The 21,729-nt window shown below is 27.7% G+C and carries 21 protein-coding genes, 1 tRNA gene and 1 other annotated feature; of the genes, 7 read left to right on the forward strand and 15 right to left on the reverse strand.

Annotation, left to right across the window (positions count from 1 at the left end):
• Positions 1–2 precede the first annotated feature (2 nt).
• The 10 genes from E5347_RS06175 to ytxC all read right to left on the reverse strand — a co-directional run bounded on the left by E5347_RS06175 (position 3) and on the right by ytxC (position 12,455).
• Positions 3–2,357, reverse strand: coding sequence for a DUF3656 domain-containing U32 family peptidase (locus E5347_RS06175; RefSeq protein WP_136005547.1), 2,355 nt, complete (start codon positions 2,355–2,357; stop codon positions 3–5).
• A 58-nt stretch (positions 2,358–2,415) separates the two neighbouring features.
• Positions 2,416–3,069, reverse strand: a complete 654-nt coding sequence (gene zapA, locus E5347_RS06180) for a cell division protein ZapA (RefSeq protein ID WP_136005549.1) — start codon at positions 3,067–3,069, stop codon at positions 2,416–2,418.
• A 490-nt stretch (positions 3,070–3,559) separates the two neighbouring features.
• Positions 3,560–5,938 (reverse strand): phenylalanine--tRNA ligase subunit beta, encoded by a 2,379-nt coding sequence (pheT, locus tag E5347_RS06185; protein ID WP_136005550.1) that lies wholly within the window; start codon positions 5,936–5,938, stop codon positions 3,560–3,562.
• 19 nt (positions 5,939–5,957) lie between these two features.
• Positions 5,958–6,977, reverse strand: a complete 1,020-nt coding sequence (pheS, locus tag E5347_RS06190; protein WP_136005551.1) for a phenylalanine--tRNA ligase subunit alpha — start codon at positions 6,975–6,977, stop codon at positions 5,958–5,960.
• Between the two features lie 373 nt (positions 6,978–7,350).
• Positions 7,351–7,564, reverse strand: a binding site (T-box leader).
• A 269-nt stretch (positions 7,565–7,833) separates the two neighbouring features.
• Complete coding sequence (locus tag E5347_RS06195; RefSeq protein WP_136005552.1) at positions 7,834–8,625, reverse strand: TrmH family RNA methyltransferase; 792 nt, start codon at positions 8,623–8,625, stop codon at positions 7,834–7,836.
• A gap of 13 nt (positions 8,626–8,638) precedes the next feature.
• Positions 8,639–9,307 carry a potassium channel family protein gene (locus tag E5347_RS06200; RefSeq protein ID WP_136005554.1) on the reverse strand — a complete coding sequence of 223 codons (669 nt, stop codon included), beginning with the start codon at positions 9,305–9,307 and terminating at the stop codon, positions 8,639–8,641.
• A 12-nt stretch (positions 9,308–9,319) separates the two neighbouring features.
• Positions 9,320–10,660, reverse strand: a complete 1,341-nt coding sequence (locus tag E5347_RS06205) for a TrkH family potassium uptake protein (protein ID WP_136005555.1) — start codon at positions 10,658–10,660, stop codon at positions 9,320–9,322.
• A gap of 113 nt (positions 10,661–10,773) precedes the next feature.
• Entirely contained in the window at positions 10,774–11,133 is a 360-nt protein-coding gene (rplT, locus tag E5347_RS06210) for a 50S ribosomal protein L20 (RefSeq protein ID WP_136005557.1), read from the reverse strand.
• Between the two features lie 12 nt (positions 11,134–11,145).
• Positions 11,146–11,343: a 50S ribosomal protein L35 gene (gene rpmI, locus E5347_RS06215; protein ID WP_008679235.1), complete on the reverse strand. Its 198-nt coding sequence runs from the start codon at positions 11,341–11,343 to the stop codon at positions 11,146–11,148.
• 221 nt (positions 11,344–11,564) lie between these two features.
• Complete coding sequence (gene ytxC / locus E5347_RS06220; RefSeq protein ID WP_136005558.1) at positions 11,565–12,455, reverse strand: putative sporulation protein YtxC; 891 nt, start codon at positions 12,453–12,455, stop codon at positions 11,565–11,567.
• A gap of 127 nt (positions 12,456–12,582) precedes the next feature.
• Between ytxC and E5347_RS06225 the strand changes: the two genes are divergently transcribed.
• On the forward strand, positions 12,583–13,284 hold the full coding sequence (locus tag E5347_RS06225) for a DUF6873 family GME fold protein (protein ID WP_136005560.1): 702 nt from the start codon (positions 12,583–12,585) through the stop codon (positions 13,282–13,284).
• A 160-nt stretch (positions 13,285–13,444) separates the two neighbouring features.
• Here E5347_RS06225 and E5347_RS06230 read toward each other — a convergent pair whose 3' ends face one another.
• A complete protein-coding gene (locus E5347_RS06230; protein ID WP_136005561.1) occupies positions 13,445–14,125 on the reverse strand; it encodes an HD domain-containing protein in 681 nt (226 codons plus the stop codon).
• A 179-nt stretch (positions 14,126–14,304) separates the two neighbouring features.
• Between E5347_RS06230 and E5347_RS06235 the strand changes: the two genes are divergently transcribed.
• Positions 14,305–14,379: transfer RNA gene (locus E5347_RS06235), tRNA-Cys, on the forward strand.
• 221 nt (positions 14,380–14,600) lie between these two features.
• Positions 14,601–15,242, forward strand: coding sequence for an undecaprenyl diphosphate synthase family protein (locus tag E5347_RS06240; protein ID WP_136005562.1), 642 nt, complete (start codon positions 14,601–14,603; stop codon positions 15,240–15,242).
• 141 nt (positions 15,243–15,383) lie between these two features.
• Here E5347_RS06240 and E5347_RS06245 read toward each other — a convergent pair whose 3' ends face one another.
• From E5347_RS06245 to E5347_RS06260, 4 genes are all read right to left on the reverse strand, one after another.
• Positions 15,384–15,827 (reverse strand): hypothetical protein, encoded by a 444-nt coding sequence (locus E5347_RS06245; protein WP_136005564.1) that lies wholly within the window; start codon positions 15,825–15,827, stop codon positions 15,384–15,386.
• Between the two features lie 610 nt (positions 15,828–16,437).
• Complete coding sequence (gene hslO / locus E5347_RS06250; RefSeq protein WP_136005565.1) at positions 16,438–17,319, reverse strand: Hsp33 family molecular chaperone HslO; 882 nt, start codon at positions 17,317–17,319, stop codon at positions 16,438–16,440.
• A gap of 1 nt (position 17,320) precedes the next feature.
• A complete protein-coding gene (locus tag E5347_RS06255) occupies positions 17,321–18,070 on the reverse strand; it encodes a class I SAM-dependent DNA methyltransferase (RefSeq protein WP_136005566.1) in 750 nt (249 codons plus the stop codon).
• A 96-nt stretch (positions 18,071–18,166) separates the two neighbouring features.
• On the reverse strand, positions 18,167–18,418 hold the full coding sequence (locus E5347_RS06260) for a small, acid-soluble spore protein, alpha/beta type (RefSeq protein WP_136005568.1): 252 nt from the start codon (positions 18,416–18,418) through the stop codon (positions 18,167–18,169).
• 189 nt (positions 18,419–18,607) lie between these two features.
• Here E5347_RS06260 and E5347_RS06265 point away from each other — a divergent pair, with 189 nt between their 5' ends.
• From E5347_RS06265 to E5347_RS16840, 4 genes are all read left to right on the forward strand, one after another.
• The gene (locus tag E5347_RS06265) at positions 18,608–19,600 is read left to right on the forward strand and encodes an aspartate-semialdehyde dehydrogenase (protein WP_136005570.1); all 993 of its coding nucleotides are present in this window, start codon (positions 18,608–18,610) and stop codon (positions 19,598–19,600) included.
• Positions 19,600–20,478, forward strand: a complete 879-nt coding sequence (dapA, locus tag E5347_RS06270) for a 4-hydroxy-tetrahydrodipicolinate synthase (protein WP_136005571.1) — start codon at positions 19,600–19,602, stop codon at positions 20,476–20,478. The genes E5347_RS06265 and dapA overlap by 1 nt, the downstream gene beginning before the upstream one ends.
• A 9-nt stretch (positions 20,479–20,487) precedes the next feature.
• Positions 20,488–21,243 (forward strand): 4-hydroxy-tetrahydrodipicolinate reductase, encoded by a 756-nt coding sequence (gene dapB / locus E5347_RS06275; protein ID WP_136005573.1) that lies wholly within the window; start codon positions 20,488–20,490, stop codon positions 21,241–21,243.
• 294 nt (positions 21,244–21,537) lie between these two features.
• On the forward strand, positions 21,538–21,702 hold the full coding sequence (locus E5347_RS16840; protein ID WP_168354916.1) for a hypothetical protein: 165 nt from the start codon (positions 21,538–21,540) through the stop codon (positions 21,700–21,702).
• Positions 21,703–21,729 lie beyond the last annotated feature (27 nt).

The raw sequence follows: 21,729 nt of genomic DNA on the forward strand, positions 1-21,729 counted from the left end.
CTTTACTCTATCCCTCTTCTATAATGCCCTTTAGTATATTCACTATTATTTATCTCTATTTCTTTATTAATCATTTTTATTACTTTTTTAACTTCTAAATAGCTTTCATCTCTAAATTCTACTCTAAATGAATTTATCCCAAGGCTTTTTAAATCATCCAATTCATCTATAAGATTTAATGGATATGGATTTATAATATAACTTCTACAGAAAATATCAGTCATAACTCTGAATTTTTCCTTCATTCTATCTACTAAAGTAAAACTATCCCTAGTACAAGCTAAATTACAATCCTTATTAGAGGATTTTTCTCCAAAAGTGCTACCTATTGGACAATATTCACTTATCATTAATTCTGTTTTTCCATAAATTAATCCTTGGACATTGCTTTTATTTCCCTTAAGTAAAGCCTTAATTTCCTTTCTATTAAGCTCCAAACTTAAAGTTGGAATATCAATTTCATTTTGATAAAACTTAAGAGCTTCTGAATTAATAATATTTAATTTATAATCACCAATAATAAATAATTCTTTTTGATATCTTCTTATAATACCTGCATTAACAGTAATTAATCCTTTAATACTACCTTTTAATTTTTCAATAATATTGATAACTTTATCAAATTCACTTTTTATTATATTAGGCAGTTTTAAATAAAAGTTTATATTATTATTTTTATTTGCTTCATCTATTAAATCTTGCATTTTAACAGCATTTCTATCTCTATTAAAAATATCAACTGCTATATTATTTATACCTTCCTCTATTAATGCTTTTAATTGTTCTTTAGTAATACATTGATATAACATATCTATATTATCTTTACTTTTAATATCTTGTGATTCTATTTTATTTTTATTAGGTCTTTTTCTTCTATAAGATTTTGTTATAGATTTTTGCAGACCTTCTAAAGCTTCTCTTCTTAAGTTATTTAGATCACTAATTCTAATAAATCCATCTTCAAAATCAATAAATTCAACCTCATTAATTTTAAAAGCTAAATCTTGTGATTTTAAAAGCCCTTCTATTACTCTTTCCTTTGTAAGTGGTTTCTTTTCAGCCTTTTCAACTATTTCACCTTTAAATACATAATCATTATCATTATAATTTATATGTAATTCTAAAGCTTCTCCCACCTTAAATTTAACTTTGGCATTAACTAATATTTTTTTATTATAAGGTTTTAAAGAATCCTCAAGAGATGAAAATAGCTTCTTATCTAATGACTTAAATATCTCATCTGATACTTTGTAATTAATAGGAAATATTTTTACCTTATTTCCTCTTTTTGCTTCCTTAACTTCTTTTCCTTTTAATAAAATCTTATTAATTGTAAAGCCAGTATCCTTAACTCTATATCCATCACCTAAAGCAATATCTTCTTTTAAGATTATCTCTCCATCTTTTAAAATATTCCCTAAAGGTACTCCTGTATTTCTTGGATGGTTGAAACTCATCATATCCTTACCTAAATTCTTTTTTAGATAAGCTGTTGAAAATCCACCTCTATTAAATAATTGTAATAATTCTCTTTTACCAGAGCTTACATTATAATCAGTTTTATAAATTTCCTTTTCCACTGCTTTTTTATAATTATCTACTACACCAGCTACATATTCAGGTCTTTTCATTCTACCTTCTATTTTTAATGAATAAGTACCAGAGTCTATAATATCTTTTATATTTTCAATAGTACAAGTATCCTTAGGACTTAAAAGATATGCCTTTTTCTCACCTGAATTATTTCCTTTTAATGTATATTCCATTCTACAAGGTTGAGCACATCTACCTCTATTTCCACTTCTACCACCTATCATAGAACTCATAAGACATTGACCTGAATAAGAAATACATAAAGCTCCATGAACAAATATTTCTGTTTCTATGCCTAATTCTTTTGATATATACTTTATTTCTTCAAGTGAAAGCTCTCTAGATAATACTATTCTATGGAATCCTTTTTCCTTAAAGAATAATGCTCCTTCTCCATTATGAATAGTCATTTGAGTTGATGCATGAATTTCAAAATCAGGATAATCTTCTCTTACTCTTTTAAATAGCCCTAAATCTTGAAGAATTATAGCATCTGCTCCTACCTCATATAAAAACCCTACATATCTAACTGCTTCTTCTATTTCATTTTCCTTTAATATAGTATTTAATGTTACATAAACCTTAACACCATAGCTATGGGCATAATCAATAGCCTTAATCATATTATCATTATCAAAGTTTGATGCATATGCTCTAGCAGAAAACTTACTTCCTCCTAGATAAACTGCATCTGCTCCTTTATTAATTGAAGCTATAAGACTTTCCATGCTCCCAGCTGGAGCTAAAATTTCTATTTTTTCCATAAATACTTCTCCTAAACTTTTGTTTATTACTCTATAATTAATGTATTTCTTCTAATCTCTATTTTAGTAAGGCATTACCCTTTCTTCTTTCACTTGCTAAATCTACTTGAGAATCTATTAGCTTCTTTTCTAAATCTAGAACCTTATATCTATAGTTTTGAAGTTGGAATTTAGTTTCTTTATTCCTTACCTTTAAAGCCTCATTTTCATCTTTGCACTTCTTGTATGATTCTTCAAGTAATCTACATTCCTCATTTAACTTATTAAACTTATTGCTATAATCTTCATCTTTCTTTCCTAAGATTTCATTAGACTTCTTTAAATTTTCTACTTCATTAAAGTAATTTTCAAGTTCTTCCCTAAGAGTTAAGTTTTCTGATTTTAATACTTCTACCATCTTAGATAACTCATTATTACTTTCATATTCTTCCCTAACTTCATTTATTCTTTCCTTTAAAGTTGCATTTCTCTCTTCTAAAGATGAATTTTTCTTTATTAAGTTTTCTATTTCAATATCCGCTTTATATAGCTCGTCTGCTATATTAATAGCTACTAAAGTTGCACCTGCAGTTGAACTAAGCTTTCTATTTTTACTCATAATATCCTTTACTTTTTCATCTACATACCTTGCAACCTCTAATAAATACTCCTCTGATTCTCTACCCCTTAAATTATAATCCATACCATTTATATTAATAGTTACTACACTCATAACACACCTCATTAACATAATATTATCCTAACTTAATTTTAACATAAAAACACTTCAGAATGTATATAAATTGCTATCTCTATAAAAGAAAAAGATGGGATTTATAAATAATTATCTTAAAAAATAAATATTTATAAGTCTCCATCTTTAAATTAACTATATTTCATTTTTCCCTATAGCATAAGTACTCCAAAACCTACTAAGCAACATAAAATCGATTTATTCCCATAAGACCAATTGTGATTCTAGGAATATAACATTAAGGTGCTGTCGCACAATGAAAAATTAAGAATGAATAATGAAAATTTAATGAAAAAACTCCCGAAGGAGTTTTGAAAAGAAGTTAATTTTAGTAATTCTGTAAGAATTACATCAATAATTCTTCATTTTTAATTTTTAACTCTTAATTTGGGCTGTTTGTGCGACAGCCCCTTTAATTTTTAGTAATTCCGAAGGAATTACCTCCTTAATTTTTCATTGTTAATTTTAATTATCTTAATGTTGCTCCTAGTTTGTGTTCAAGACTTCTTAAAATCTTATCATGAACTTTATTTACATCATTATCTGTAAGAGTTTTCTTATCATCTCTATATGCTATTGCATAAGCAATACTCTTCTTACCTTCTGGTATTTGAGCTCCCTTATAAATATCAAATAATTGAACTTTCTCAACTAAAGCGCTACCTGCTCTTTTAATAGTTTCTTCTATTTCTTGAACTAATACTTCATCATCAACAAGTAATGCAATATCTCTAGTTACTGCTGGGAACTTAGGTAATGCTTTATACTTCTTATTAGTCTTAGAATATTCAAATAAAATATCTAAGTTAAGTTCTGCTAAATAACATCCTGTTTCCACACCATAGTTTTCAGAAACATCAGGGTGTACCTCTCCTAAAACTCCAGCCTTTTTATTACCTATCATAATAGCTGCAGTTTTTCCTGGATGGTATGATGGATTATCACTTTCACGGGCAAACATAACTCTACTTAAACCTAATGCTTCTAGAGCATTTTCTACTACTCCCTTTAAATCTAGATAATCACAATTACCATACATACCTATAGTTAAGATATTATTCTCAGTAGGAATAGCTGTTTCATCTTCTTTAGGAATATATACCTTTCCTATTTCAAATAATCTAGCATACTCATTGTTTCTTGAGTAGTTTCTTCCTAAACATTCCATCATTGAATGAATAGTAGTAGTTCTCATAACTGAATAGTCTTCACCTAAAGGATTTTTTATTTTAATAACATTTCTTAATTCACTATCTTCAGGAACATTGATTTTATCAAATACCTTTGGTGATACAAATGAATAACTTATTGATTGATTTAATCCACTAGATACCATAGTGCTAACCATTAAATCTCTTAAAACTTCATTTTTATACTTAGGCTCTCTACCTGTAGAAGCACTATATATTGTTGTTGGTATTTTATCATATCCATAAATTCTTGCAACTTCTTCAGCTATATCTTCCTTAATTGCGATATCTACTCTGAATGTAGGTATTTTAATATCTAAATTATCGCCATTAATTTCAGTTTTTAACTCTAAAGAATCAAGATATTTTTTCATATCTTCTTTAGCTATATCAGTTCCTAAGAATTTATTAATCCAATTAGAATCTACAGTTATATTTCCTTCTTCCTTTTTAGAATTATATATATCTATAGTTCCTTCCATAACTTCGCCACAGCCAAGCTCACATATTAAAGCACAAGCTCTATTTATAGCTAATTCTGCAAGATTTGGATCTATATCTTTTTCAAATCTTGATGAACTTTCACTTCTTAAGTTAAGCTTCTTAGAATTTATTCTAATATTAGTTCCATCAAAATTTGCAGCTTCAAATATAACTTCTGTAGTATCATCTTGAATTTCTGAGTTTAATCCTCCCATAATTCCAGCTAAGCCTATAGATGTTTCATTATCTTTTATACATAAGAAGTTTGAATCTAAAGTTCTTTCTATGCCATCTAATGTAACGAATTTTTCTTCATCCTTAGCTCTATCTACTACTATTTTACCACTCTTTATTTCTCTTGCATCAAAGGCATGCATTGGTTCACCTATTTCAAGCATTACAAAGTTAGTTATATCTACGATATTATTAATAGGTCTAACCCCTGCTTCTAATAGTCTTTCTTGCATCCAGCTTGGTGAAGGCATAACTTTAACATTTTTAACTCCTCTTGCCATATATCTTCTACATAAAGAGTCATTAATTTCAACTTTTAATACATCATTAATATTTTCATTGCACTTTACTTCATAATTAAAGTTTGGCATTTTATAAGTAGTTCCAAGTGTTGCTGCTGTTTCTCTAGCCATACCTACCATACTTAAGCAATCAGGTCTATTAGATGTAATATCAAAGTCTAAAATTGATTTATTTAAGTTTAAATATTCCTTAATATCCATTCCTAAAGGTGCGTCTGTAGGAAGTATCATTAACCCATGAACTGGCTCATCACCAGCAATTCCAAGTTCTTCTTCAGAACAGAACATACCGTTAGAAACTACTCCTCTAAGTTTACCTTTCTTTATTTCACTTCCATCAGCTAATATTGATTTATGAAGAGCTACAGGTACTACATCTTGCTCTTTCATATTAGTTGCTGCAGTTACTATTTGAATATTTTCTTCTGATCCAATATTCACTTGACAAACCTTAAGTTTATCAGCATCAGGATGAGCTGTTATTTCAACGATCTTTCCTGTTACTACATTTTTAATTACATCACCTTGAGTAATAACTTCTTCTAATGCAGAACCAGATAAAGTTAATCTATCTCCAAGGTCTTTTGCATCTATATTTATATCAACATAATCTTTAAGCCAATTAAATGGTACTTTCATATCTTTTTCCTCCTCTTAATTAAAATTGATTTAGGAATCTCATATCACTTTCATATAATAATCTGATATCATCTATTCCATATTTAAGCATAACCATTCTGTCTACACCGAAACCAAAAGCAAATCCACTATATACTTCTGGATCGATACCACAATTTCTTAAAACTTGAGGATGAACCATACCACAACCTAAAAGTTCAATCCAACCGCTTCCCTTACATACTTTACATCCTTTACCTTCACAAACGAAGCAAGTTGCATCCATTTCAGCTGAAGGTTCAGTAAATGGGAAGTGATGTGGTCTAAACTTAGTTTTAACCTTATCTCCAAACATTTTCTTTGCAAATAATTCTAAAGTTCCCTTAAGATCTGCAAAAGTAACTCCTTTATCTATAACTAACCCTTCCATTTGATAGAATATAGGTGAGTGAGTTGCATCTACTGCATCTGATCTATAAACCTTTCCAGGTCCTATCATCTTAATTGGAGGAGCTTGATTTTCCATAACTCTAATTTGTACTGGAGAAGTTTGAGTTCTTAATACTAAATTATCATTTATATAAAAAGTATCTTGCTCACTTCTTGCAGGATGGTTTTTAGGTATATTTAAGGCTTCAAAGTTATAATAATCTAATTCTACTTCTGGTCCCTCTTCTATAGTGAATCCCATAGATATAAATATATCCTTCATACTTTCTAAAGTTAAATCTAAAGGATGTCTCTTACCTACTATATTCTTTTTACCTGGCATAGAAATATCTATAACTTCTGAAGCTAGCTTTTCATTTTTTTCCTTTTCCTTAATTGATAAAGCAATTTCTTCAATTCTTGCTTCTACTTCGCTTTTAACTTCATTAACAAGTTTACCTACTATAGGTCTTTCTTCCTTAGATAGACCTCCCATACTTCTTAGGATAGTAGTTAATTCACCTTTTTTCCCCAAATACTTTACTCTAATTTCTTCTAACTTTGCACTATTATTAGCATTTGTTAATTCATTAAATGCATTTTCTTTAATAGAATTTAGCTTTTCTTGCATATTTCTTCCTCCTTTTTAATAATATATATGTTTCAATAATTAATCTACATTTTAAGTGTCTATATTTTTTGACGCGAAAAATAATTAAAAGTGTAAATTACATTAATTGAAAGCTTATATATATTTTAATTTTTATATAAGTTGATTCTGTATTTACTTAACTGAAGGTTTTTATATGAACTAATTTAATAAAATGTAAAAACTTTATTACAACTTATATACAAATTCATGGGCTGTTTGTGCGTCAGCACCATTTCTTGTGATACTTATTTTATTCCATAGGTTAAATCTTTAACTTTATAAAAAATATAAGCTATCTATAAGTGATTTAATACTATATTTTCCTATAAAATAAAAAAACTCCGTCCCCCAACAAAGGGACGAAGTACCGCGTTACCACCCTAATTGATTATATACATAATCCAATCTTAATTTAAATAACGGTAATACCGCTAGAAACTACTATAATTTCACTTCTAGGACTCCTGAGGGAACTTCAATATAAATTTCTATAAAATAGCTTTCAGTCTATGGCTATTTCTCCCTGAAAAGTCCTTTATATCTACTTTCTCATTCACAGTCTTTAGTTATTCAATTTACAATTAATTATACAAATAAACTTAATTAATTTCAATATATAAGTTGTAATAAAGTTTACTTTTAATTAAATTATACATATTATTAATTAATATTCAAGTAATAATCCAATTTTAAAGTGACTATTACACAAACAGAGTAATTTAAAGGTAAAAGTTAAGAGTGAAAAATTAAAAACTAAGGAAAAAAACTCATAAATTAGTTTTAAAAACTTATTTTTCAAAAACTCCAGAGGAGTTTTATCATTAATTCTTCATTCTTAATTATTCATTTCTCCACAGCTTCCTTGTCTAACCTTTTCAAATAAGATTATAGAAGCTGCTATAGCCACATTTAAAGATTCTGCATCACCTGGCATTGGAATTTTAACTTTTTTATCAGCTAAATCAAATAATTCATCGCTAATTCCATTTCCCTCATTACCTACAGCTAAAATAACTTTTCCCCTAAGATTTTCTTCGAAGAAATTCTTAGACTCTTGAAGAGAAGTTGTAATTAATGAAAATCCTTCTGATTTTAGCTTCTTAATAAAAGTAAAATCATTATCTTCATATATAATAGGTATATAGAAAATTGATCCCATAGTTGATCTTATAGTTTTGTCATTATAAATATCAACTGTACCTTTAGTAAGTATTATTCCGTTAACCCCTGCTGCATGAGCAGTTCTTATAATTGTGCCGAGATTTCCTGGATCTTGAACTTTATCACATATTAAATAGAAATCTCCAATTTCATCTTTATTATTATTTATCTTATTTACAACAGCAATAACACCTTGAGGATTTTCTGTTGAAGCTAATTGTGAAAATAAATTATCATTTAAAATAATAGTATTATCTAAAAGGGTACTATTAAATTCTGATACTAATTTATCTTCATAGCTCTTAGAAATAAAAATATTTTTTATTTCCATATTTGCTTTTATAGCTTCCTTAACTAATCTTAATCCTTCTAGGATAAATAATCCTTCTTTATCTCTAAATCTTCTTTCTTTAAGTTTTTTTACATACTTAAATAAATTATTATCCTTACTTTCAATATAAATCAAAATTTCCACCTCATTAATTTGATTTAACTATCATTCCTTCTAATCTACTTAAGTCCTCCGCTGAACCAATGGCAACTATAACATCATTATTTTCTATTATATCATCAGCTGATGGCGATAAATTAACTTCATCTCCTCTTTTAATTGCCATAACATTTATTCCGTACTTACTTCTAAGTCTAAGCTCACTTAATGTCTTTCCAGACCATTCCTCTAATGCTTGTATTTCCATTACACTATAGTCTTCAGATAACTCTATATAATCTAATATATTTGATGAAACTAAGTTATGTGCTACTCTAACCCCCATATCTTTTTCTGGAAGTATAACTCTATCTGCACCAATCTTATTTAATACCTTAGCATGTAAGTCACTATGACCTTTAGCAATTATATATTTAACACCTAATTCTTTTACTAATAATGTAGCCATAATACTTGATTGAATATTATCACCTATAGTAACTACTGCTACATCAAAGTTTCTAATACCTAGTGATCTTAATGCATTTTCATCTGTTGCATCTAATTGAACTGCATGAGTAACACTATCAGCTATTTCTTGTACAATATCCTCATCTCTATCTATAGCCAATACATCATTACCTAGTGAATATAAAGTTTTTGCTATTGAAGAGCCAAATCTTCCAAGCCCTATAATTACAAACTGTTTACTAGCCATATTATAATCCTCCTACCCTATTAATATTTTTCCTTCTGGATATCTATATCCTGATTTCTTTTTCTTTCTAGTTAAAGCTAACATTACTGTTAGAGGGCCAACTCTTCCTAAGTACATCATTATCATAATCAAAACCTTACCTATTGCGCTCAATTTAGGGGTAAGCCCTAATGTTAGCCCAACTGTTCCTAGTGCTGAAGTTGCCTCATAAAGTAAGTCTATAAAACTCGCTCCTACTTCTGTATAAGATAAAACCATAGTAACTCCAATAACAAGTGCTAAGGCAATAAATACTATTGTAAAAGATTTATATACAACTTCTTTAGTAAACCTTCTACCAAAAACTTCTGTATCTTCTCTTCCTCTTATTACAGATAAAACAGTTAAAAATAAGATTCCACAAGTAACTGTCTTTAATCCACCAGCTGTTGATCCTGGTGAACCACCTATAATCATAAGTATTATGGTTAAAAATTTACTAGCCATAGTCATATCAGTAGTAACAACACTATTAAATCCTGCTGTTCTTGGACTTACTGAAGCAAAAAATGAATTTAATAACTTATCTTGCATATTCATATTCCCAAAGGTAGCTTTATTATTTAATTCAAATAAGAACATTAATACAGTACCACCTACAATAAGAATTAATGAAGTAATAATTACAAGCTTTGAATGAAGAGATAATTTCTTAATTCCTTTAAATTCATATATCTCTAATAATACTGTAAACCCAAGTCCACCAATAATTATTAACGCACTTATAACTAGTATTACAACAGCATTGCTTGAATATCCCATAAGGCTTGTTCCAAATAAATCAAATCCCGCATTACAAAATGATGAAATCGAGTGAAAAAAACTGTAAAAAATACCCTTACCTATTCCATATTCGGGAATAAATTGAGTAGACAGTAATAATGCTCCAAAAAACTGAACTGATACAGTAAATATTAGTACATATCTAACCATCTTAACCAAACCTTGAATAGAATATGTATTCATAGCTTCTTGCATTACTAATCTCTCTCTTAATGTAATTTTCTTTCCTAAAATAAGAGAAATTAATACTGCAAAAGACATAAATCCTAATCCACCAATTTCTATTAATGTCATAATCACAGTTTGACCAAAAGTACTCCAATGGCTACTTGTATCTAAAGTTACTAATCCAGTTACACATACAGCTGACGTAGACGTAAATAATGAATCTAATAAATTCGTAGATTCACCACTACTTGATGAAATAGGAAGGGATAGCAATATAGCACCTATAAATATCGCTATTAAAAATCCTAGTGCTAATATTTGAACTCCATTTAACTTAAATTTATTTTTAAACCCATACTGCATATTTTCACCTCTAGATAGAGAAAACTCTTTACTCTTTCTAATTATTATACACCATTATATCTTTATTTATTTACATTAAACTACAAAAAATGCGACCAAAAGGTCGCTGTAGATTACTTGTTTAATTGAGTTTTTGCAACTTCTACTAAATCAGCAAATGCCTTAGGATCATTTATAGCTATTTCAGATAACATTTTTCTGTTCATATCTATTCCAGCTAATTTGATTCCATTTATAAATTTAGAATAAGAAAGACCATTCATTCTTGTAGCAGCGTTTATTCTCGCTATCCAAAGTCTTCTAAAATCTCTCTTCTTTAATCTTCTTCCAACATAAGCATTTCTTAAAGCTCTTATTACTGATTCGTTAGCAGTTTTGAATAATCTGCTCTTTCCACCATAGTAACCTTTTGCAAGCTTTAATACTTTTTTATGATTTTTACGTGAATTTACCGCTCTTTTAACTCTTGCCATGTTTCAAACCTCCTATAAATATGGTAATAATTTCTTCATTGCTTTTTCTTGAGTAGTTGAAACATAAGCAGTCTTTCTTAAGTTTCTCTTTCTCTTAGAACTTTTCTTAGTTAATATATGGCTCTTAAAAGCTTTAGCTCTCTTTAACTTTCCAGTTCCTGTTTTCTTAAATCTTTTAGCTGCACCTCTGTGGGTTTTCATTTTTGGCATAATAAAATCCTCCTCTCAAATTATGCTTTTCACTTAACTTTAAAAAAGTTAATAAAAACAAAAAAGACAGCATTATGCCGTCTCAAATATCCATTTTTAATTTAATAAATTAAAATAAGAATATATTACCTTACTAAGCTGTGCCGTAAGGTGAGAAACGGCTATGTTTCTTCTTAACAATAGTAATTATATTATTTGACAAAATACTTGTCAATATAAATTTATAATTTAACTTGTTTTTCAATACATAATATACATCCATTACAAAAAACAACCTTATTTTCAAAGACGCTTTCTATAGTTTCCATAAATTCTTTGTTAGTACAATTTTTTTTACCATGAATTATAAGTTTTTTAGGAGCATTAGTTATAAGTCCGCTAATAATTATATCTTCAATTTTTGCTTCAGTGTCAATTTTATATTCAATTAATTCCTTCATAAATTCTTTAAATATATTTTTTTCATCTTTATCAAAAATAAAATACTGCCCTTCATTATCAATAACTATGTTTATTAAGTCAATTTTACTTTCCTGTATATCAACAAAATACTTTAATAGCTTAATAAATTCCTTATATTCTTTTTCTACCATGTAACCTTCTATTACCTTATCTATTATTTCCTCTATATCAGACCTTAGTTCTTTCATTCTAAATCTTATAAATCCATTAACATTGATTTCATCATTTTCTTCTAAGCAAGCTTTAATCTTTTCAGTTATGTTATTAATTCTATTCATACAATAAATAACATAATCTACTTTTAATATATCATCTCCTAACAGTACTTTCATAATTTCTTCTTCTACTTCTATTATTTCTTCTTGCTTTAAGAAAAAATAATTTTCAGTAAGATAAACTAACATCTCTTTTAATCTATATTGTTCTAATACAACCTTATATAAAACATTACTCATATATAAATTAATAATCTCTTTTACTCTTTGATTATAACTATTATCATCACATAATATCTTCACTATATGATTATCTAATTCCACACTTTCTACTATTCCTATATGAATATCCTTCTTTTTTAGAATAGTTTTTAACTCTTGAATTTCTCCAACAAAGTCCAAATTACTACTGTATACAAGCTTTAATACAAGCATGGATTCCACTCCCTTCATAATAATAGTATGTATAAAAAAGAAAACTATATTCAAAATTTATATTTCACTAATCGACAAAGCAAAGCCTTTATTTTATAATTATAAATAAACTATTTTAGGAGGTAATATGATCTGTTTTGTAGACTATAGAATTTCTATAATAGAAGAAAAATCTCTAAAAAACTTAGGAGTAAAAATAATAAAAGTTCCTCCTTGCAACAATTTATATAATGCAATAAAAGGACATGTGGATATTCAATTAAATATACTAAGTAAAATAGACAAAAAAGTAATAGTACAAAAAGATATTAGTGATTCTTTTAAAAAGGAACTAATAAAAAATAATATAAACTTTATTGAAAGTAAAAACTCCTTAGGTGAAAAGTATCCTAGCAACATAGCTTTAAATTCATTAATTTTAGATAATTATTTTATTCATAATCTAAATTTTAGTGATGAAAATTTATTAGAAAGTCAAAAAAATAAAACTCTTGTTAATGTTAAACAAGGATATACTAAGTGCTCATCTCTAGTAGTAAATGATAATTCAATAATAACTAGCGATAAAGGAATATATAATTCTTTATTAAAACATAACTTTGATATTTTACTACTCCCACCTGGAGATATAGTTTTAGATGGCTTAGAGTATGGGTTTATTGGTGGTACTGGTGGTTTAATTAATCCATCTACTATGGTATTCTTTGGCTCCTTAGAAAAATATGCCTATGGTGAAGAAGTTAAAAAATTTCTTAAAAAGCATAATGTTACCCCAATATATTTAAGCAATAGTAAGTTGTATGATAGGGGTAGTTTGTTTACCCTTTAGTCTATATATAATACGTTTCCCCCAATAAAAAGTTGCAATATGATTTTATATAAAAAATAGGGCTATATTATAATGAATAAAATATTCAATATGACACAGCCCTTAATTTTATTTAATTCTATAATAAATAATTTATTTTTTTTAACTTCTTATATTAACATTATACTACAGAATCTTTTAATATAATTCCTTTAGCATCACTAATGATTTTTCTTATATCATTAAGTTCAATTTCCTTAAACCTTTCTAACTTCTTTAATATCTCATTAATATCCTTAAAGGTTTCTTCTTTTTCCTTTAAAGTATAAAATCCTCTTCCTAGCTTATCACATATAAATAATAAAAATATATCATTAAGTTTATCACTCTTTAATAATCCTTCAATATCTGAAAAAGGTAAATCTTTTAAGATGTATATATGATGCATATGATATCTGACTATTAAAGCTATATCCTTAGCATTATCTTCACTCATAAAGTTTTTTAAAATATTATAAGTAATTTTTTCACCCTCATTATCATGGTTATATGATCTATATCTTCCTTTTATAAACTTTGTAGTAGAAATTTTCCCAATATCATGAAAAAGAGCTGCCCACATAAGGTTTTCTCTATTAATAGCCATATCTTTAAGTATTGCTGCATAGTCCACTACCATTTTAGTGTGATTAAAAACATTCCCTTCAGGATGGAATTTCTTATCTTGAGGTATTCTTTTTAAATCCTCTATAATATTAAAATTACTTTCTTTAAAGTCTTTATTTCCAAATAATTCTTCAATATCTTCTGATGGAATCCTACTATTTAATAATATATTTCTTATTTCTTTAAAAATACTCATATTATGCCCTCCTAAGAATATTGTATATTTTTTCAATTAATATAATTTACTTTTAAAATTATCTTTCCCCTATAATAGCATAAGTACTTAAAATGTATATTATTTATTGAACTAGATCTTCAAAAATAAAATTCTATTATAAGGTATCATTTTAATGAACTTAGAATATATTACATTATGGCACTATAGCCAAGCGGTAAGGCAAAGGTCTGCAAAACCTCTATGCCCCAGTTCGAATCTGGGTGGTGCCTCCATATAAACCTAGTAATCTATAAATTCCTTAGATTTACTAGGTTTTTTATTTTTCTACTCTAAAAAACATAATTTTACGTTTATTTTATATTCTTCCGGATAAAATACTATATATGCTTTCAATTTTATAGTTTTACTAAATAATATTTAAACTTATTCTATTATAGGTGTAAATTATTAATTGAAACATATATATTATATAATTTAACTTTATGGAGGAAATATGAGGATACCAGAACATGTTGGGATAATCCCTGACGGTAATAGACGTTGGGCTTTATCAAATAATCTAACAAAAGATAAAGGATATGAATATGGGATAAACCCCGGCTTAGAATTATTTAAACTTTGCCAGAAGGAAAATGTAAAGGAAATAACCTTCTATGGTTTTACTGTAGATAATACAAAGCGTCCTTCCGAGCAAAAATTTGCATTTATTAAAGCTTGCATTGACTCTGTCATGCTATTAACAAAAGAAGATTGCGAAATATTAGTAATTGGTAATACTGAATCTAAAAATTTCCCACAAGAGCTGCTTTTATTTACTACTAGGCAAAAGTTTGGAGCAGGTGGTATTAAAGTAAACTTTTTAATACACTATGGTTGGGAATGGGACTTAAATTTATTAAAAAAATCTAATTCATCTAAAAAGCATATTTTACCTTATATACATTCAGAAGATATTTCTAGGATTGATCTTATAATAAGATGGGGAGGTAGAAGAAGACTTAGTGGCTTTTTGCCAGTTCAGTCTGTTTACTCTGATTTCTATGTAATAGATTCCTATTGGCCAGATTTCACTTCTAAAGATTTCTATACTGCCTTAGAGTGGTATAATGATCAAGATGTGACTCTTGGTGGCTAAATAAACTAATTTTATTAAAATATAATTATTTAATCACTTTTCGATGCGTAAAATAACCCTTGTACGCTTCAAATGATTCTATAATAAATTTAATAATAAAAGAGTAATACTCTATTTTACATACTCAATAGAATATTACTCTTAACCAATTCTGTAATATTTTTCCACAACTTCTCTCGTAAAACCATAATCAATTATTGTTGGCCTTCCATTGATTATACCCCAACTACTCATTCTACTTAAATCACTGAATAATAAATTATATTTATATTGGATATTCTGAAATTCTCTCAATCTAAATAGCTCTTCATAGCTTCCAACTTTAAAATAATCAAGTATATACCTGAAATCTCTTATCTTATCTGCTTTTCTCATTATTAATGTATTAAAATATTCTGATACTTCAATAACCTCTGCAAATAAATCAGAAGAATCAAATGATGATATTCTATATTCACTCATATTTTGTGCAATTCCAGCTATATTTTTTGCAACTTTTATAACATATCCATTTCCTAAATCAAATACATTCCGTGATGAACCAGAACCAATGTACCTATAGTTCCATTGTCTCATATTGAACATAATTAATCACTCATTTCTATCTTTTGTTTACAATAATCTAAATATAAATGTAAAAGAATATTGCATATATATGTTTCAATAAATAATCTATATATTTAGTAATTTCTTTATCTTTAATTAAAAATAGTTTTAAAAGTAAATTACATTAATTGAAAGCATATAGTTTTTAATTTTTATATAAGTTGTTTGCCTAATTGCCTAATTAAAATATTTTGAGTATAAAATATAACTGAATAAAATGAAAAAACTTTATTACAACTTATATATTATTTTATTCTCTCTATAATAAATTAGTTCATAATTCTTCAAGATTTTCTTCATTGTCCTCATGTACTTTCTAAAACTTCCTCTTTATCATCTCAAAAAAGTAACAGCATAGTCCACATAATATACATTTAGCTTTTCTCCACTTTTAATTGTTATTGTCATTTTTCCTATCTCTCCTCTTTTGTAATTGCAAGTTTAAGCTTATTAAAATCAGTATAGATCTTATTCATGATAGGCAAATAATCAGATGCAAAGTTTCCTTCTTGGAAATTTCCTGCCATCTTCAGACTTTTTATAAGGAAAAAAACTCAAGACAAGCTTGAGTTTTAAAAATTTCACCTTTTTATTTTCTAGCATTTTCTAGTAATTGTCCTATTTCTTCATTAGTGAAGTTATAAGCTGCATTACAGAAATTACATTTTATTTCTTCTTCTTTTCCATCTTTGTAGATTTCCTCAAGTTCTTTTTCTCCAATTGAAATTAGAACTGATTCTACTTTTTCCCTTGTACAGTTACATCTGAATTCTGGAGTTATTTCTTCTAATATGTTTAAGTCCATTCCTTCAAATATATATTCTAAAACCTTATCTATACTTCCATGCTCTAATAGCATTTCTGTAATTGATGGTATTTCTTCAAGTCTATATGTAAGTAAATCAGAAAGTAACTCATCAGCATCTGGTAACATTTGAATTATAAATCCACCTGAAGCTTTTATACTATAATCTGTATCTACTAATACTCCTAATGCTACAGCTGATGGAGTTTGTTCAGAAACTGTATAGTAGTATGCTAAATCTTCTGCAATTTCTCCTGAATATATAGGTACTTGACCTACATATGGATCTTTCATACCTAAGTCTTTAATTACTGTAAATTCTCCATTTCTACCTACATAACCACCAACATCTAACTTATTTCTACTATTTAAAGGTAGGTTTCCATGTGGGTTTCCTATAAATCCTTTTACTATTCCACCTTCATAAGCTGTAACAGTAACACCTTTTGCTTCTCCACCGCCGTTAATTTTTAATGTAACTACTTCTTTTTCAGATTTTAAAGTACTTCCTATTAATGAACCAGCAGTAAGCATTCTACCTAATGTAGCTGCTGCTAAAGGTGTACATTCATGTACACTAATTCCTGTATTAACTAAATTTGTAGTTTCTCCTGCTATTATTCTGATCATTCCATCTTTTGCAGTTGCTTTTATAATCTTATCCATCTTAATCCTCCACTTTATTACTTTTAACTATATATACTATTCTCTCAGTTTTATCATTAACTTTATTAGTTGAATATCCATCATACTTACCTATTATTTTAAAGCCAGTATCATTTAAAGTCTTTTCAATAAATTCTTCAGTATAGGCTCTTTCTAAATGTTCTTCTTCAAACCTTTCATATAACTCTCCTTTTTTCACAAAAAAGGTTAAATACATAGATAAAAGATCATCCTCAAAAACATTTTCCCAAGAATAGAATACTTCATCTTCGTTGTATGTATAAATATTGTTACCTAATATATTAGATAATTTATAATATGAATTAACATCAAAAATAAAAACTCCATCTTCTTTTAAATGTTTTTTTACATTTTTTAAATAACTAATAAAATCTTCTTCTTCAATTATATAGTTTGAAGAATCTAAAACTGATGTAATTAGATCAAACTTTCTATTTAAACAAAGCTCACTCATATCTTGACATATAATCTTACATCTAATTTTTTCTTTCTTGAATTTCTCAAAAGCTTCTTGAAGCATATCTTCTGATAAATCCACTGCAAAAACTTCCTTGAAATTTTTTGCAAGCCTTATAGTTACATTACCTGTACCGCATGCTATATCTAAATAATTTTCAAAGCTTATTCCTTCACTATTGCATATATCTAATATCCTTGAGCACATTTCTTCATAATTAATATCTTCATATATTAGTTCATCGTATATCTTAGCAAAATCTCCATAAGCCAAAGGTATTCCCCCCCATCATTTTAGAGTTTTCTAAAACTATATTAATGGTAAATTTTATTTTAGTCAATTAAATACAAGAAAAACTATCAATATTCTCTACTTTCTCCCTAAAATTTCATCATTTGTAGGAATTTTAAGCATTCTTTTTCTCTTAGTCATTATACCACCAATTCTTCCTGTTTCTTCTGCTGTTAATCCTCCCCATCCATATTCATCTACCTTTTCCTTTAAACCTAATTCATCTGCAATTTCATACTTAATTTTTTCTCTTAGCACTTCTGCTTCTGATAATTCTTTATTAGACTTTATCTTTGACTTTATTATTTTTTTTAATGGTGTTTTACTCATATAAATACCCCCTGAGGATTTAGTATTAATATTTTCCCCAAAAATTCTCTTAATATTCAGTAGTAATTCCCTATCACTTTATAGTGCAAAATTTTATATATTGTAATAAAGTATTGAATTTTTAGAATTATTTAACTATAGTATTAGTAAGTATATTTTTTACTAACAAAATAAAAGGGGGACAAAATTATGTACAATGTTGCTATAGTTGGGGCTACAGGTAACGTAGGTAAAAAGTTTTTAGAAATATTAGAGGAAAGGAATTTTCCATTAGAAAATTTATATCTATTTGCATCAAAAAGATCTGCAGGTTCAAAAGTAACTTTTAAAGGAAAAGAGATAGTTATTGAAGATACTATTGAAGAAAATATCAAAGATAAAAAAATAGATTTTGCTTTATTTTCAGCTGGTGGAGACGTAAGCTTAAAATTCGCACCAGTATTTGCATCTTACGGTGCCACAGTAATTGATAATTCAAGTGCTTTTAGAATGGATAAGGATGTTCCTTTAATTGTTCCTGAAGTAAATCCTGAAGATATTAAATGGCATAAAGGAATAATTGCTAATCCAAATTGTTCTACAATTCAAGCAATGGTACCTTTAAAAGCTTTATTAAGTAAGTATGGAATAAAGAGAATAGTATTTTCCACTTATCAAGCTGTTTCCGGAGCCGGTAAGCAAGGAATCGATGATTTAATTGAAGGCAATAAAGGTGCTGAACCTAAAAAATTCCCTTATCCTATTGCTGGTAACTGTTTACCTCATATAGATGTATTCTTAGACAATGGATACACTAAAGAAGAAATTAAAATGATTGAGGAAACAAAGAAAATCCTTCATAATAATAATTTAAAAATAACAGCAACTGCAGTTAGAGTACCTGTTTTAAATAGTCATAGTGAAAGTATTAATGTAGAGCTTGAAAATCCATATGAAATAGAAGATATATTCAAATTATTTAATGAAACTAAAGGAATCACAGTTTATGATGACTTAAAAGAATTAAAATACCCTACTGCTTTAATGGCAAGTGGCAAAGACGATGTTTTTGTAGGTCGTATTAGAAGAGATTTCAGTATCGCTAACGGCTTAAACTTATGGGTAGTATCTGATAATATAAGAAAAGGAGCTGCTTTAAACGCAATTCAAATAGCTGAACTATTAACAGGGAGTGATGATTAATGTCAATTTTCAAAGGCTCGGCAGTAGCAATAATTACACCATTTAAGGATAATAAGGTAAACTTCGAAAAACTCGAAGAATTATTAGAATGGCAAATTAAAGAAAATACAGACGCCATAGTTATCTGTGGAACTACTGGAGAAGCAAGTACTATGTCAAAAGAAGAAAAAGAAGAAACTATTAAATTTACCGTAGATAAAGTTAATAAAAGAATTCCTGTAATTGCTGGTACTGGCTCAAATAATACTGAAGAATCTATTGAAATGAGTAAGTACGCTGAATCTGTTGGAGCTGATGGATTATTAGTCATTACACCTTATTATAATAAGACTAATAATAAAGGACTAATAAAACACTTTGAAGCTATTAATAATGAAGTAAATATACCTATAATTTTATATAATGTTCCTGGAAGAACTGGTGTTAATATAACTCCATCTTTATTAAATGAATTATCTTCTTTAAATAATGTTATTGCAATAAAAGAAGCTAGCGGAAATATATCACAAATAGCTGAAATGCAATCTTTATGCGGAGACAGAATAGATATTTATTCAGGAAATGATGATCAAATAATTCCTATAATGTCACTTGGTGGCATAGGAGTAATTTCTGTACTTTCAAATATATCTCCAAATGCTGTGCATGATATGGCTTATAATTATTTATCAGGTAATATCAAAGAAGCTCAAAATCTACAAATAGAATATATAGATTTAATAAAGAAATTATTTGTTGAAACTAATCCTATCCCTGTAAAAACTGCTTTGAACCTTATGGGCAAAGAAGTTGGTGAACTTAGATTACCATTGTATGACATGGATGATAAAAACCTTGAAGCATTAAAAGCTTCATTATTTAAATATAATTTAATTTAGGAGTAACTTATGGTTAAAGTATTATTAAATGGTTGTTGCGGAAAGATGGGACGAGTTATAGTTGAATCCGCAAAAGATTTTCCTAATATCACTATAGTAGGTGGTATAGATAAATTTAAATGTGATGATCTTAAATTTGAAATTTTTGAAAATGCCTCTCTTGTTAATATAGATTATGATGTATTAATAGATTTTTCTAGACCAGAAGCCTTAAATGACTTACTAGATCTATCAATAGAGAGTAAGAAACCAATTATTATATGCTCTACTGGTTTTACAGAAGAGCAACTAGACTTAATTAAAGAACAAAGTAAAGTCATTCCAATATTTAAATCTGCAAATATGTCCTTAGGAATTAATTTAATTAATTCACTATTAAAGAAAATAGTTCCAGTATTATATGGTAATTATGATATTGAAATTATAGAAAAACACCATAATCAAAAAGTGGATTCCCCAAGTGGTACTGCTCTTTTACTCGCAGACACTATAAAGGATAGTATTAAGGAAGAAACTAAATATACTTACGGAAGAAGCGGAGAATCAAAAAGAGAAAAGAATGAAATCGGAATACATGCTGTAAGAGGTGGAACAATTGTTGGTGAACATGATGTAATCTTTGCAGGAGCATCTGAAGTAATCGAATTATCCCACTCAGCAGCTTCTAGAGAAGTATTTGCTGTTGGAGCATTAAAAGCTGCTGAGTATATGAATAATGTAACTGAAGCAGGAATCTATGATATGGAAGACGTGCTTGGAATATAGTAGTTGTATAAAGCAACTACTATATTAATGAAAAATGAAGAATTAAGAATGAAAAATTTAGGATCTAATTCCTTAGGAATTACTAAAAAGATTTATTTAAAAAACTCCGAAAGGAGTTTTTTTCTTTAATTCTTTATTAACTAAAAGTAACTATATAAGATTAAGTTTTTAAATCATCCATATACAGTCTCTTTTGTATTTGTAATTTTATCTTCATTCTATATTAAAACAACTAATATTTTTTCTTTATCTGCTTAAACTATATTGAGAGCATTTTATAAGGAGGAATATTTTATGGCAAAGGATAGTCAAATAGATAATAAAAAAGCTAGAATGGAGAAATGCAATTATCAAACTCCATTAACAGAAGAAGGTCACAATCATAATCCTAATGCAAAACATAAATCAGTTAAAAGAGAAGGCTTTTCAAGTCAACATATAAATAAAGCTGGAAATTAAAAAAAGAAGAGTCGAAAGACTCTTCTA

Origin of the sequence: Clostridium sartagoforme, assembly GCF_004794105.1 — a bacterium.
GTDB lineage: Bacteria > Bacillota > Clostridia > Clostridiales > Clostridiaceae > Clostridium > Clostridium sartagoforme_B.

Bases quoted from the DNA above. Each gene is read 5' to 3' on its own strand.
- E5347_RS06175 (WP_136005547.1), bottom strand. From the start codon at position 2,357: ATGGAAAAAATAGAAATTTTAGCTCCAGCTGGGAGCATGGAAAGTCTT.
- zapA (WP_136005549.1), bottom strand. From the start codon at position 3,069: ATGAGTGTAGTAACTATTAATATAAATGGTATGGATTATAATTTAAGG.
- pheT (WP_136005550.1), bottom strand. From the start codon at position 5,938: ATGAAAGTACCATTTAATTGGCTTAAAGATTATGTTGATATAAATATA.
- pheS (WP_136005551.1), bottom strand. From the start codon at position 6,977: ATGCAAGAAAAGCTAAATTCTATTAAAGAAAATGCATTTAATGAATTA.
- E5347_RS06200 (WP_136005554.1), bottom strand. From the start codon at position 9,307: ATGGCTAGTAAACAGTTTGTAATTATAGGGCTTGGAAGATTTGGCTCT.
- E5347_RS06205 (WP_136005555.1), bottom strand. From the start codon at position 10,660: ATGCAGTATGGGTTTAAAAATAAATTTAAGTTAAATGGAGTTCAAATA.
- rplT (WP_136005557.1), bottom strand. From the start codon at position 11,133: ATGGCAAGAGTTAAAAGAGCGGTAAATTCACGTAAAAATCATAAAAAA.
- rpmI (WP_008679235.1), bottom strand. From the start codon at position 11,343: ATGCCAAAAATGAAAACCCACAGAGGTGCAGCTAAAAGATTTAAGAAA.
- ytxC (WP_136005558.1), bottom strand. From the start codon at position 12,455: ATGCTTGTATTAAAGCTTGTATACAGTAGTAATTTGGACTTTGTTGGA.
- E5347_RS06225 (WP_136005560.1), top strand. From the start codon at position 12,583: ATGATCTGTTTTGTAGACTATAGAATTTCTATAATAGAAGAAAAATCT.
- E5347_RS06230 (WP_136005561.1), bottom strand. From the start codon at position 14,125: ATGAGTATTTTTAAAGAAATAAGAAATATATTATTAAATAGTAGGATT.
- E5347_RS06240 (WP_136005562.1), top strand. From the start codon at position 14,601: ATGAGGATACCAGAACATGTTGGGATAATCCCTGACGGTAATAGACGT.
- E5347_RS06245 (WP_136005564.1), bottom strand. From the start codon at position 15,827: ATGTTCAATATGAGACAATGGAACTATAGGTACATTGGTTCTGGTTCA.
- hslO (WP_136005565.1), bottom strand. From the start codon at position 17,319: ATGGATAAGATTATAAAAGCAACTGCAAAAGATGGAATGATCAGAATA.
- E5347_RS06260 (WP_136005568.1), bottom strand. From the start codon at position 18,418: ATGAGTAAAACACCATTAAAAAAAATAATAAAGTCAAAGATAAAGTCT.
- E5347_RS06265 (WP_136005570.1), top strand. From the start codon at position 18,608: ATGTACAATGTTGCTATAGTTGGGGCTACAGGTAACGTAGGTAAAAAG.
- dapA (WP_136005571.1), top strand. From the start codon at position 19,600: ATGTCAATTTTCAAAGGCTCGGCAGTAGCAATAATTACACCATTTAAG.
- dapB (WP_136005573.1), top strand. From the start codon at position 20,488: ATGGTTAAAGTATTATTAAATGGTTGTTGCGGAAAGATGGGACGAGTT.
- E5347_RS16840 (WP_168354916.1), top strand. From the start codon at position 21,538: ATGGCAAAGGATAGTCAAATAGATAATAAAAAAGCTAGAATGGAGAAA.